Source organism: Enterococcus sp. DIV1328a (assembly GCF_050536905.1).
In the GTDB taxonomy this organism is placed as follows: Bacteria; Bacillota; Bacilli; order Lactobacillales; family Enterococcaceae; genus Enterococcus; species Enterococcus faecalis.
The window spans coordinates 2,385,338-2,397,737 of sequence record NZ_CP172912.1 but is presented as its reverse complement, the minus strand read 5'-3'; the positions used below and the strand labels follow the sequence as shown (position 1 = coordinate 2,397,737).

The window sequence follows — 12,400 nt, the reverse complement described above, 5'->3', positions numbered from 1 at the left end:
TAATAATCAATGTAATGAATATTTTGAACTGTTTATAAAAAAAGTCTGAGAACATTATTGTTAATGCTTTTCAGACTTTTTTTTGCATGCAATTGTTATTATTTAATCGAATTTTATAATTTTTAAATCTTTAAAAAACGCTTCTGTACCGATATCAACGAACAATCCTATACTACCAGAAGCAGCCTCCCCAAGTTTCATGTTCTCTACAACCAAAGAAGGAGTTTCATTATTGTTTATATAAAATTCACCTCTAGATTCTTGAATTATGGCTTTTAAAGTAATCCATTCGTTAAGCTTAATATCAGCTGAACCTTCATAATCCGCTATATTAAGATTTCTAAAATATTCAAAGGTATAGTTGGGGTATGAAAAATATTGTACTGCTCTATTCTTTCTTATAGGATCTTCGCTATGACCATTGGTAGGGCGTATATAAAAAGATTCAAATTTAGAATCATCATCATTTATCCTGAATGCAATACCGATAAAACCTCGAGCAAAGTTTGGAGCATTCGACAATAACCTACTTAACATTTTTACTTCAATTATACCATTATGAAAAGAAAAATTAGTTACTTTAGCGTAGGTATTTTCATCAAATTCCATTATTTTATTTGATTTTACAACTCTTAAAACAATATCTTTTTTTAAAGTAGTAAGTTTGGCATTTACATTTACTTGCTCAAAATCAAACATTTCTATATCCATGTTTTCACGCTCCCTAATTTTCTATAATATAAGGATAGCTTATTTTTTTTAGAATGAGAAGTAGGTACAAAAATGTAACTATATGTTAACTTGTGTTTTGTAAAATTCTCCCCACTCTCTCATAGATTCAATTACAGGTAATAATGTATTTCCTAGTTTAGTTAATTTATATTCGACATGGGGTGGATTTTTTTTAAAATCAATACGTTCAACAAGGCCATCTTTAATCATTGACTTTAAACTAGCTGTCAAAACTTTTTGTGAAATTCCACTCAATGATCTTTTTAACTCACTATTTCTTTTGGAACCAGTTATTAAATCCCGGATAATCAAGACCTTCCATTTACTATTAACTAGTTTAACTGTTGTTTCTACATCACAAATAGGTAATTGTGGATTTTTTTTCATAATTTTGTTCTCCGAATAGAATTTTTAATTTATCTATAGTATAAATTAAATTTATAGATAATTTCAACGGAAATATCTAATAAAATTTTATTAATAGACTTTCTATTTTAGCTAATATTGTGTGAAAAATTATAGATATATATTTTAAAACATAATCAGTTGCCTTGAAGTTAACTTCAAGGTTTATAATGATGAAAAATAGATAGTAGGGAGTTAGATAGATGAAAAAGACACTTTATTTAATGAGACATGGTCAAACATTGTTCAATCAACAAAAAAAAATTCAAGGATGGTGCGATTCTCCTTTAACAAAACAAGGAATTGAACAAGCTAAGATAGCTAAAGAATTTTTTGAAAAAAACGGTATTGTATTTGATGGTGCACACACTTCTACTCTTGAACGAGCTTCAGATACATTAGAATTAATTACAGAAATAAACTATGAGAGGCATAAAGGCTTAAAAGAATGGAATTTTGGCAGATTAGAAGCGGAGCATGAATATTTAAATCCACCATTACCTTATAGAGATTTTTTTGTACAATATGGTGGTGAAGAAGAAATAGAGTTTAGAAAAAGAGTAACAAAATGCTTAGTAAATATTATGCAGAAAGAACAAGGTAAAACTATTTTAGTAGTCTCACATGGAGCAGCTTGTAGGCAATTTATAAGAGAGTGGGCGCATTTAAGTGATATTACACCGCAAGCTCCTATTGGTAACTGTAGTATTATGAAATTTTGTTTTGAGAATGATCAGTTTTACTTAGAAGAGATTATTAATCATGATTTTTCACATTTAGAGTAAGGAGGTAAAGACAATAATGAATATAAAACAGGCAGCAGAAATGTTTAATTTAACAGTAGATACGTTAAGATATTATGAACGAGTGGGAATAATACCTCCTGTATCAAGAAACAGTAGTGGATATAGAGACTATAAAACTAAAGATTTAAATTGGGTTTATTTAGTAAAAAATCTTCGTAATGCAGGCTTATCTATAGAATCTTTGATTGAATTTTCAACTTTAGCACAACTTAGAGATAAACAAAATGTAGAAGATGCGCAGAAGCATATTTTAAAAGAACAGTTAGTAGAATTAGATAAAAAGCTAGAGGAAATGCAACAAACAAGAGAATTACTTGTGTACAAGATAGAAACATATGAGGATCATATTGCAAAATTTAAAGCTGGTGAATTGGATCCTGATAAAGTCGAAAAACTATGGGAACGAAAAAAATAAATTTTTTTCTTTTTATGTATTTAACTCTAAGATTTAGGATAGAACATGTAAAGAAATTAGAGGAGGAAAACAATATGCAAACAATTACTTTGAATAATGGTGTAGAAATGCCTCAATTGGGATTTGGTGTGTATCAAATTCCATTAGAAGAAACAGCTGAAGCAGTCTATCAAGCCATTAAAGCAGGATACCGTTTGATCGATACAGCTTCTATTTACGGAAATGAAAAAGAAACAGGTGAGGGAATCAAACGTGCCATCAATGAAGATCTGGTCACTAGAGATGAACTTTTTATTACCTCTAAATTGTTTATTCTTCAAGCATCAGAGGGCAAAGCTAAGGAAACGATTGAACATTCTCTTAAAGTAATGGTATTGGATTATCTTGATCTTTATCTTATTCATCAACCATATGGAGATATTTATGGTGCATGGCGGTCAATGGTTGCTACTCAAAAAGCAGGGAGATTGCGTGCAATAGGAATTTCAAATTTCAAGTCAGCTAAAATGATTGAGTTTGTTGGATTGAATGAAGTAAAACCTCAAATTAATCAAATTGAAGTGAATCCATGGAATCAGCGAATTGAAGATCAGGAATGGCACGAAAAATATGAAGTACAAATAGAAGCTTGGGCACCATTTGCAGAAGGCCGCCATGAACTATTCAAAAATCCAGTATTAGAAGAAATCGGTGAGCAATATGGCAAGTCAATTGGTCAAGTTGTGCTTCGCTGGCTAATGCAAAGAGGGATTGTAGCTTTAGCAAAATCAGTCCATCCTGAACGAATGGCTGAAAACATTGATATTTTTGATTTTGAGCTTTCAAAAGGAGACATTGAAAAGATAGCGAATTTAGACATGAAAGAATCTGCTTTCTTTGATCATGACGCACCACAGCAAGTGGAATGGTTTATGAATAGAATGCTAGACACTGAAATTAATGTGGATTAAAGGAGTTAAAAAGATAGGTCCATATGGTTACTTTAAAGTAACTAATTGCTAGCTTTAATAAAACCTTATAAAATTATTTTAGAAAGGAAGTGATTGTTATGAACAAATATAAAAATATAATTATCGGTTTTGGAAAGGGAGGGAAAACACTAGCAAAAGAAATTGCTATGCGTGGTGAAGAGGTATTGATGATTGAAGAATCTGAACTAATGTATGGAGGGACATGCATTAATGTAGGATGTATACCATCAAAATCTTTAATAATTAATGGAGAAAAACATGTAGATATGTCAACGGCACATTCAATAAAAAATAGTTTGACAAGTAAGCTGAGAGAAAAAAATTACAATAACCTTTTTGAGGAAGAGAATATAACTATTTTAAATGGAAAAGCTAAATTTTTATCAGATAAAATCATACAAATCACTAAGACAGATAATACGAAAATACAAGTTAAAGGTGAACGTATTTTTATTAATACGGGCTCAAAAGCTATCAAATTACCTATAGATGGGTTAAATAAAAGTAAGAATGTTTTAGATTCTACAACTGCTATGGAACAAGTAATAGCACCAGAAAAAATAGTTATTATAGGTGCTGGTTACATTGGGTTAGAATTTGCATCAATGTTTAATTCTTATGGAAGCAAAGTTAGTATTTTAGATGCTAGCTCTGAATTTTTACCTAGAGAAGATGAAGATATCTCAACATTAATATATAAAGATTTTTTAGATAAGGGAATTGATATTCAGTTAGGCGTATCTATAAACCATATCATAGATAAGGATAATTATACTGAAGTAATATATACTCAAGCTGGTAAAATAAAGAAAGTAGAAGTGTCTAAATTGCTTGTAGCTACAGGTAGAAAACCTAATACAGATGCCTTAGGATTAGAAAACACAAATATAAAAACGGATAGTCATGGGGCTATTGTTGTAGATGAATTTTTAAAAACATCTGTGGAAAATATTTGGGCAATAGGCGATGTAAAAGGGGGCCTACAATTTACCTATATTTCTTTAGATGATTATAGAATAATAGTGGATTATCTTTATGGTGACAAAAAGAGAAATACTATGAATAGAGGTAATATACCGTACAGTGTATTTATAACACCACCTTTTTCAAGTGTTGGAATAAAAGAAAAAGAGCTAGAAAAAAGCAAAGTAAACTATAAAGTTTTTAGTTTACCTGTAAAAGCTATACCTAAAGCCCATATTATTGATCAGACAGTAGGAATTTTTAAAGTAATAATAGATGCAGAAACTGAAAAGATTTTGGGAGCTTCTTTATATGGTGCAGAATCTCATGAATTAATAAATCTTATTTCGTTGGCAATGGATTTTAATATGGACTATAAAGTATTACGTGATAGAGTGTATACCCATCCTACTATGTCGGAATCTTTAAATGATTTACTAAAATAAAAAATTGAAGTTCATTTCATAACCATAGAAATGAACTTCAATTTTTTAGATTTGTACAATTTAATTCTCTTTGACCCCATAGTTTCATTTGTAAAACAATAGTTGCTAAATCTTTTCCCTTTTCAGACAAATAATAAGTAGACGAAGTAGTATTATTGAAAACTTCTTTTTCATTCTTAACAATCTCATTGTCTTCCAAAAGTTTTAGTTGTTGTTTGATCATTTTTGGAGAACTATTCGGAAGCAATCGGCAAACTTCTCCAAAGCGCATAGATCCTCCGTTTAGGGATTCTATTATTTGGGGAACCCACTTTTTTCCAAGTATATTAGATAAAGCCTCTACAGGGCATTTTTTTTCCACGTTTTTATCCATTATATAACACTCCTTTTATGATTCATTAAAAATAAAAACTAATTGAAAATAAATCTGTAGATATCAGTTTCTTTATGAAAGTAATAATTGTTAAAAAGTGTATTAGCGTGTGCAAAAGTACAATTATTTACATACATAAGATGCTCGATGAGTCTATTTCTTAATGCAGATTTGCTCATAAAAAAGTATTGTGCAATTTCTTCGAATGAATAAAATTTTTTTAATGCGTAAAACAATGCTTGATCATTTGCCATTAACATACTAGCACCGACATTAGCACGATATTCTTTTGGAAAATCTTCCATCAAGTAACCATTTTTCAAAAGAATATCAGAAAAAGTATGAGTTGCATTATTAATTTTAGGTATATCTATGTAGTAATGCATAACCTCATGCATTTTAGTGAAATTTTTTCGTTCTAACATTAATTCTTTGTTTGTTGTTATAATGACTTCATCGTCTACTTTAGAGATTGAACCAAGCATCCGTCTTTTAAGTTGTTTTTGAAACGTGTATTCAACAAATTCAACATCTTCAACTTCTTTTACATATTTTTCAATATCAAAGCATTTAACTTGTTCAATATTTTTGGAAGAGTAGTAAGATACTTCTTTTATTAATTCGTTCGAAAAATTAAATGCTTCAAAATAGAGTTCTTTACTAATAAAATCCACCAACAACAGTCCAATCAATTTTTTTTGTTACGTTCCTTTTTTTCTTTTGCTTTTTTTATAAGAAAATCTTGAAAGTCGATTAATTCTTCTTCTAATTCTTCTATATCTTCTATGTCCATATCAGAAGTATTAAGACGAAAATGTGAGATGATATTTTGTCCCACATTTGTTTTTTCTTCAGGGGGAATGGGATTGTTAGTTCTATTTGTAAGGTAGTCTGTTGATACATTATAGAAATCCGCAAATTGAATTAGTTCGTTATCACGAATGGGACGAGCACCTGATTCAATTTTATTATAAACACTTCTATCCATGTGCAGTAAATCAGCTAATTCTTTTTGAGTTAATTCTTTATTTTCACGTAGTTGTTTCAAACGTTCATTTGTTTTAATAATAGTCACCTTCAATCTATTGATTTAATACAGTTTAACATGGATTTAAAATAAATCTTTAAAAAAATCTGAAATAAATCTTGACATTTCTTTTATAGAATATTACACTATGTTCATAAAGATTCGAAATAGAATCTATTGGTTCTTTTACGAATCATAATTAAATAAACAAAAAGCGTTCACGAGGAGAAAATGAATTTCTGTTTCGCAAACACTTATATAAATACTAGACACATTTATTTTAAGCGATTTGACGAAATAATACAAGAATGAAATTTTTGTTCGAGGTTGTAAGTCTTGTTGAGGTGGTGCATACCAGCCGTTGAATGGGACGCAAGGTGGCAGTAGTATCTTTAATTAGAGCCATATTGATGACAGATTAATGCAGAGCTGTCAGATTATTTTCAATAACCATGTCGTGAGACACGTTGGAAATAGTTGCTGAACTAGATTGAATAAAAAAATCTATGCAAGCTCAATAAAAGGAGGAGAGCTGTACACCGTATATTACAATACTATCTAATGTGCCGTTATGTGATGTAAGAGTCACTAGCCATTGAAGATGATTCTATGTATTGTGATGAACGTAAGAATCTAAAATTGAAATACAATTTAAGTTTTTATTTTTAATCGTGAAAAAGATTTTTTCTAAAAAAAATTCAATCTTAACTTTAGTAAGCACAACTGTATTATTTTAGTTGTACTTTTTTATTTTAAATGAAAGAACAGAATTTGTTATTAAGTGAATAAGGAGGATAAAAATGAAAGAAGAGCTATTACTTTTTGTTGAGAAGTTTGTTGAACGTATGAAACGACAGAAAAAAACTTTTTCTATTTCGGATATAGAAAAGAGCTATAACTTAGAACGTAAGAAGTTAGGTAAGAGTGCGGTTAAGTTAACAAACATGGAACGCTTAACAATTGAAAGTCGATTATTAAAAAATCAGATTTTACAACGAACATATAAAATGACAGGTTATCATAAACCTTGTCAAGTTGTGTTTTTTAGTTAATAAGAAGAATTGCATAAAGAGAGAAAGGCAGTCAATGGTTGACTGTTTATTTTTGTATAAAAATTAGTGAAAGAAGGAAATTATTTTGGCAAATAGAATTCAAGAAATTGCATTAAGTGATAAAAATTTAGGAAGTAAAATTAAAGCTGTTTATAAAACAGAACGTGATATTTATGTAAATGGAGCACCTGTTCGTGGTCGTGTGTTCACCGCTTCAAGCGAAAAGCAACGTGATTTTGAGATTTTTGTTCCTCATTTACGAAATTCACAAATGTTGAATGGCCGTGAAGAAGTAAAATTAATTGATCCAGTAGCACGAATCAATGTAAAACGGAATAACATTGGAAATAGTCGCTCAATTGACATGGTAGTTTATGCAAAACGTTTAGAAGTAGTTGGAGGTAATAAATAATGGGATTATCATTTGAAAATAACACGATTGAAAATTTTGATGTAGTAGGAACATTTGGTACGATGAATTTCTTAGAAGTAGTTGCAATTAATGAACGTGATGGTGAAGGAAATGTGACTGACGATGTTCGTGAACAACGAGTAACGGTTTATTCTAGCAAATTAAATGACCAAGTAGAAATTGCGATTGATCCAGGCTATGACGTTAGTGATATCAATTATGATGATGAAATCGAGTTGACTGGAAATGTAACAGCTCGTGGATGGCTTAATGCTTACAAAGGTTTTAATGACAATGTACAAACAGAACAAGCGTTTAAAGTCCGTGCAGTGGGTATAAAAAAAGTAGGAGCTGTTAAACCAGCTCAACCTACACTACAAAAAGAAAATAAGAATCAAGCAAATGAGCAAAAATAAATATTAGATTGAGGTAGATTAAATGAGCAAAAGAGAAGAATTAAAAAAAATAGGTGATGAATTGTATGAAGTTTTGGCACAAAAAAACGTTACCTTTGAACAAGCAAAAGTAACGCTAGATTATCTTTCAATTAAAATAGATTATGAAATGAAACGAACAATGGTATCTCTTAAGACGTTGTAAAATAGAGAATACTTTTTTCAGGGATGTAGTATTGAATATTAGAACTGATAAACTCTAAAATTTTATCATCAATAATTGATTGGAATTTTTCAATTTTGAGTTTTTGATTGTTGGTAAGAATAATTGTTACGGATTGCATGTCTATTTCACATGCTTTTTCAATTGTTTTTAGCATTATTATAGGACACCTCCTTTTGTTAATATTTTACCACTGAACCAGAAATTTCTGAAAAAATTAATTGGATGTGGGAATTGAAACGAAAGTAAATATCATATTCAGACGAATCGGTAGCACCGTTTAACAGCTAAAAAGGGCATTCTAACGAGTGCCCTTTTTACTATTAATTTGTGTTAACAAGATTTGTTAATAGACATTAATAATAAAGAAAAGGAGAGGTTAAATGAAACAAGGGAAACGCCTAGTTAGGAAAGAAAAAGAGTTGTTGAAAAGTTGCCGATTGAATCCAACAAATTGGTTAGTAGAAAGACGGTTGAAGAGTAGTGTGATTTTTCTTCATAAAGAAAGTGGTAATTTGAAGGAAATTTATTATTGAAAGGGGTGGCGGAGAAGTAGTGTTAGACTTGGCGGAAAGAATGGGTGTAAAACAAGAAAAATATAGGAGGTTTTTAGAGAGAAAAATTAGAGTCTATCGTATGTGGCAAAGTTTTAGTTATTATAGTACATTGTATTTAAAACTTTATAACGAAACTAGTGAGTATCTTATCCAGTTTTTATTGTTAGATGATTTATTTTTTGAATGTGATGAAGCTATTTTAAACTTGTTAGATAATTTTTTAGAACAATTAGTTAAAGCATATAATAATAAACTGCATGAAGATTTTGATAAGGGTGTTTTCTTTGAGGAATACACAAGTAAAGTGAATTGATTGTGAAATTTGAATGCTTTATAATGGCTTTAGAATAGACGTTAGAAGAGGTGAGAAAAATGGTGATGACAATGAATGAAATTAAAGAGCGTGTGAAACCTGTAGCAGAAAAACACAATGTACCAGTCGTTTATGTCTTTGGTTCTTATGCACGTAATGAAGCGAAAGAAACCAGTGATATTGATTTTGCTGTAGATATTACAGGACAATCAGAAGAAGCCTATTGGAATTTATATGGAGATTTCTTTGAAGAATTAAAAGAAGCTGTAGCGCATGATATTGATTTAGTGGAGCTAGAAACTCTTGTTGATACACAAGATAAACCTGAAAGAAGAGAATTGTTAGCTACCATTTTAAAGGAAGGTGTAAAGGTATTTGAGAGATAGTACAGCAAAGGATTTACGTTTGTTAAGAGGAACGCTGATCTACATTGAAGATATAGAACAGACACTCAATCGTTTTGGAAGGGATTATGAAACCTTCTATCATGATAGAGTGTTTTTTAATACAATCAGTATGTGTTTAATGCAAATTGGTGAATATACTGTTGGGAACAGTGGCTTTTCAGAAGAATTTAAAGAGAAAAATAGTGGTAAAGTTGATTGGAAAAGACTTAGGAATATGAGGAATATGTTTGCACATTCGTATAGCACAATGAATGAACGTCAGATTTTTCGAATGGCTACAGAATATATTCCAGTGTATAAAGAATTTTGTAGACAAGAATTAGCACGGTTAAAAAAAGAAGGTAGGTAAATGGTAAAAAAATTATTTAGATATAGAGGTAGAAGAATTCGTTATTCTTCAAGAAATTTGTTGGCACTCTATAGAGTGTTATTTTTTATGCCAGTTTTTGCTTGTTTAGGCTATTTTGTGGGCTATAAATGGATGTATCCTTTATATCTTTCAAATCCAACTGATTGGAAAATATATATTGTACCAGCGTTAATCATTATAGGTGTCTCGATAGGCTCAATCGTGCTAATTACATTGCTTGTTAAGGCTTCAATTATCAATTCGGGCTATTTTTCTAAAGTAGAACAACGTCAAGTGTTAGCTCGTATGATTATCGACAATGGCTATTATACGAAGAAGCGAGTTAAAGGTAGTGATGGTAAAACAAAAGAAAAAATAAAGTTCCCAAAAATTTATTATAAGTCTGCAAAAAATAGTATTTTCGTTTCATTTGAAACAGCAGGTAATAAATTTCAGGAAAAATTTGAAACCATTGGTGGCTTTTTGGAAACAGCGTTTCATGCGGACAATTTAAATAAAATTGATGAAAAAGGCTTTATTACCTATGAACTAGCTTCTGATGTTTACAATAAGCGTATTTGGATAAAGGATATGCAAGCTGATAAAGGAAAGGTTCAATTAATGAAAGGGTTGTATTGGTACTTTGATAAAGACCCACATTTATTATTAGGTGGTGGAACTGGCGGAGGTAAAACTTTTACCATTTTATCTCTAATTTATGCACTTTGCCGTGTGGGTGAAATGGAAATTTGTGATCCAAAAAATTCTGACTTGATGGCACTAGGTAAGTTACCAATGTTTGCAGGAAAAGTGCATACAGGAAAAATAGATATTGTTAATTGCTTGAAAAATGCAGTTGAATTAATGAATGCACGTTTTGAAATGATGAATAATAGCCCTGATTACAAAATGGGTAAAAATTATGCGTACTATGGTTTAAAGCCTAAGTTTATTGTGATTGATGAATTTGCAGCATTTAAAGCAGAATTAGCGAATGACTATGCGATTGATGGCGATGTAGATGAATATTTAACCCAACTTATTTTAAAAGCTCGTCAAGCAGGGATTTTCTTTATCGTTGCAATGCAACGTCCAGATGGTGAATTTATCAAAACGGCTTTACGTGATAATTTTATGTTTCGAATGTCAGTTGGCCGTCTTTCAGAAACAGGTATTTTGATGATTTTTGGTGATGAAAATAAAAATAAAAACTTTAAATATGTTGAAAAAGTTGACGGTCAAAAAGTCTATGGTCGTGGTTATGTTGCACAAGGAGGTTCAGTAGCAAGAGAATTTTATAGCCCGCAAGTACCACAAGATTTTGACTTCATTCAGGAATTTATCAAGATTTCTAAAGAACTAGGATATGAAGAAATTTCAAAAGAAGTTCAAGAAGAAGTATCTCAAAAAATATCAAAACATGTGGATAAAGAAGCCCTTGCTGAAATTGATGAAGAGTTAGAAGCAGGGCAAGCAAAGTTAGCTAAGTTAAGTGAAAAATTTGGATAATAAGAAAGGAGCTTTTTATTGGATTCTAATGAAATAATAAAACACGTTAGAGAACGAGTATATGTTGAAGTCAAGAAACGATATAAAAAACCTGATTTAGATACACGTATTCGTGACATTCTCTATGAACAATCAGAAAGCTATGCAAAATTAGTTCGATTTTCTAATGGAAAGCGAATAAAAAAATTAACTGATCCTGTTGAGTTTGAAAAATTTATAGAAAATAAGGGAACTAAAATTGTTGAAGAAGTAATCTTTGCTTTGAATAAAAAGGAGGAAAAAGAAAGTGAAATTTAAATCGCAAGGACAAATGCTAAGTTATGTAAAAGAGAAGGAACAAAAAATAATTAAAGAAATTGACCGAAGAGCAGAAAAAGAAGGAGTTTTAGATAATAATAGATTGCTTGATTATAAGTCTTTAGTGACTTCTATTTTAGATGCAGAAGCTTTTTATGATGAAGATAGACCAGTTGAGGAAAAGAAATTCTCAACATCACAAGAAGTTGATAAGTATTTAGAAACAATATTTAAGGAGCATATGGATTCTGCTTGGAAAGAAATGTTTGGTAAGTAGGTGTTAAGTATGTTTTCGTTTGAGGAAGTGATTTTACAACTTGAAAATAAAATTGCACTAAAAACATTAAAAAACTGGGCGAATAAAATAGAGAGATTAACAGATAAAAAATTTGAAAGGAAATATGCGAAAAATTCTAAAGGTTATACCTATTCGTTTAAAGTTTTCAGTTCTAATGATGTTGAATCCTTTTTTAAATTAATTGATCTAAGAAGTAAAAATATTCCTTTGGATATAGCTATTTCGGATGTTTTTATGTCAGAAGAAGAGAAAAAGAAGAAGGAAACTATTTCAATAACAAAAGCAGAGTTTCGAGAAAATCAAGCAACAGTGAAAGAGCTAATCGATTTAGTAAAGGACGTACTATCAGATAATGCAGAGATAAAAAAACGCTTGAAAGTTTTAGAAATGAAGTAAGGAATGGTAGGAGAGTAGACTAGAAGTTGCTAGGGATTGTTGCGTGCTTTGTAG

At 30.3% G+C, this 12,400-nt stretch carries 21 protein-coding genes; 16 read left to right on the top strand and 5 right to left on the bottom strand.

All coding sequences use genetic code 11. The annotated features are described in order from the left end of the window. Positions 1–102: 102 nt before the first annotated feature. Together IGL93_RS11550 and IGL93_RS11545 are read right to left on the bottom strand one after the other, a co-directional pair. Positions 103–711 carry a hypothetical protein gene (locus IGL93_RS11550; RefSeq protein WP_002371732.1) on the bottom strand — a complete coding sequence of 203 codons (609 nt, stop codon included), beginning with the start codon at positions 709–711 and terminating at the stop codon, positions 103–105. A gap of 78 nt (positions 712–789) precedes the next feature. Further along, positions 790–1,119 (bottom strand): winged helix-turn-helix transcriptional regulator, encoded by a 330-nt coding sequence (locus IGL93_RS11545; protein WP_284954713.1) that lies wholly within the window; start codon positions 1,117–1,119, stop codon positions 790–792. Between the two features lie 221 nt (positions 1,120–1,340). Between IGL93_RS11545 and IGL93_RS11540 the strand changes: the two genes are divergently transcribed. The 4 genes from IGL93_RS11540 to IGL93_RS11525 all read left to right on the top strand — a co-directional run bounded on the left by IGL93_RS11540 (position 1,341) and on the right by IGL93_RS11525 (position 4,738). Beyond that, entirely contained in the window at positions 1,341–1,922 is a 582-nt protein-coding gene (locus IGL93_RS11540; protein WP_002380883.1) for a histidine phosphatase family protein, read from the top strand. Between the two features lie 16 nt (positions 1,923–1,938). Further along, the gene (locus IGL93_RS11535) at positions 1,939–2,358 is read left to right on the top strand and encodes a MerR family transcriptional regulator (RefSeq protein WP_002365234.1); all 420 of its coding nucleotides are present in this window, start codon (positions 1,939–1,941) and stop codon (positions 2,356–2,358) included. 14 nt (positions 2,359–2,372) lie between these two features. Then, positions 2,373–3,308, top strand: coding sequence for an aldo/keto reductase (locus IGL93_RS11530; protein WP_284954720.1), 936 nt, complete (start codon positions 2,373–2,375; stop codon positions 3,306–3,308). Positions 3,309–3,406: 98 nt separating this feature from the next. Then, on the top strand, positions 3,407–4,738 hold the full coding sequence (locus tag IGL93_RS11525) for an FAD-dependent oxidoreductase (RefSeq protein WP_002365232.1): 1,332 nt from the start codon (positions 3,407–3,409) through the stop codon (positions 4,736–4,738). A gap of 37 nt (positions 4,739–4,775) precedes the next feature. Here the strand turns inward: IGL93_RS11525 and IGL93_RS11520 are convergent, their stop codons facing one another. From IGL93_RS11520 to IGL93_RS11510, 3 genes are read right to left on the bottom strand one after another with little or no spacing between them, the layout of a single operon-like run. Beyond that, positions 4,776–5,111, bottom strand: a complete 336-nt coding sequence (locus IGL93_RS11520) for a winged helix-turn-helix transcriptional regulator (RefSeq protein ID WP_284954714.1) — start codon at positions 5,109–5,111, stop codon at positions 4,776–4,778. A 38-nt stretch (positions 5,112–5,149) separates the two neighbouring features. Then, on the bottom strand, positions 5,150–5,803 hold the full coding sequence (locus IGL93_RS11515; protein WP_002365229.1) for an ImmA/IrrE family metallo-endopeptidase: 654 nt from the start codon (positions 5,801–5,803) through the stop codon (positions 5,150–5,152). After that, positions 5,800–6,186 (bottom strand): helix-turn-helix domain-containing protein, encoded by a 387-nt coding sequence (locus tag IGL93_RS11510; RefSeq protein WP_002371437.1) that lies wholly within the window; start codon positions 6,184–6,186, stop codon positions 5,800–5,802. Before IGL93_RS11510 ends, IGL93_RS11515 begins: the two co-directional genes overlap by 4 nt. Positions 6,187–6,938: 752 nt before the next feature. On the opposite strand from IGL93_RS11510, the gene IGL93_RS11505 reads away from it, so the two are divergent. The 12 genes from IGL93_RS11505 to IGL93_RS11450 all read left to right on the top strand — a co-directional run bounded on the left by IGL93_RS11505 (position 6,939) and on the right by IGL93_RS11450 (position 12,346). Next, positions 6,939–7,190, top strand: a complete 252-nt coding sequence (locus tag IGL93_RS11505) for a hypothetical protein (protein ID WP_002365227.1) — start codon at positions 6,939–6,941, stop codon at positions 7,188–7,190. Between the two features lie 85 nt (positions 7,191–7,275). Beyond that, entirely contained in the window at positions 7,276–7,602 is a 327-nt protein-coding gene (locus IGL93_RS11500; protein ID WP_002365226.1) for a hypothetical protein, read from the top strand. Next, a complete protein-coding gene (locus tag IGL93_RS11495; RefSeq protein WP_002380876.1) occupies positions 7,602–8,018 on the top strand; it encodes a DUF961 family protein in 417 nt (138 codons plus the stop codon). The genes IGL93_RS11500 and IGL93_RS11495 overlap by 1 nt, the downstream gene beginning before the upstream one ends. Positions 8,019–8,040: 22 nt before the next feature. Beyond that, a complete protein-coding gene (locus IGL93_RS11490) occupies positions 8,041–8,202 on the top strand; it encodes a hypothetical protein (RefSeq protein ID WP_002394272.1) in 162 nt (53 codons plus the stop codon). Between the two features lie 401 nt (positions 8,203–8,603). Further along, positions 8,604–8,756 (top strand): DUF6906 family protein, encoded by a 153-nt coding sequence (locus IGL93_RS11485; protein WP_002371433.1) that lies wholly within the window; start codon positions 8,604–8,606, stop codon positions 8,754–8,756. A gap of 40 nt (positions 8,757–8,796) precedes the next feature. Further along, positions 8,797–9,090 (top strand): hypothetical protein, encoded by a 294-nt coding sequence (locus IGL93_RS11480; protein ID WP_002394269.1) that lies wholly within the window; start codon positions 8,797–8,799, stop codon positions 9,088–9,090. A gap of 59 nt (positions 9,091–9,149) precedes the next feature. Continuing rightward, positions 9,150–9,476, top strand: a complete 327-nt coding sequence (locus tag IGL93_RS11475; protein ID WP_002394268.1) for a nucleotidyltransferase family protein — start codon at positions 9,150–9,152, stop codon at positions 9,474–9,476. Beyond that, the gene (locus tag IGL93_RS11470; RefSeq protein WP_010819235.1) at positions 9,466–9,846 is read left to right on the top strand and encodes a HepT-like ribonuclease domain-containing protein; all 381 of its coding nucleotides are present in this window, start codon (positions 9,466–9,468) and stop codon (positions 9,844–9,846) included. The genes IGL93_RS11475 and IGL93_RS11470 overlap by 11 nt, the downstream gene beginning before the upstream one ends. Further along, positions 9,847–11,355, top strand: a complete 1,509-nt coding sequence (locus IGL93_RS11465; RefSeq protein WP_025193938.1) for a cell division protein FtsK — start codon at positions 9,847–9,849, stop codon at positions 11,353–11,355. It begins immediately after the preceding gene. A gap of 18 nt (positions 11,356–11,373) precedes the next feature. Beyond that, complete coding sequence (locus IGL93_RS11460; RefSeq protein WP_002371427.1) at positions 11,374–11,652, top strand: hypothetical protein; 279 nt, start codon at positions 11,374–11,376, stop codon at positions 11,650–11,652. Further along, complete coding sequence (locus IGL93_RS11455; protein WP_002394263.1) at positions 11,642–11,929, top strand: hypothetical protein; 288 nt, start codon at positions 11,642–11,644, stop codon at positions 11,927–11,929. The genes IGL93_RS11460 and IGL93_RS11455 overlap by 11 nt, the downstream gene beginning before the upstream one ends. A gap of 9 nt (positions 11,930–11,938) precedes the next feature. Then, entirely contained in the window at positions 11,939–12,346 is a 408-nt protein-coding gene (locus IGL93_RS11450; protein WP_002410060.1) for a hypothetical protein, read from the top strand. Positions 12,347–12,400 lie beyond the last annotated feature (54 nt).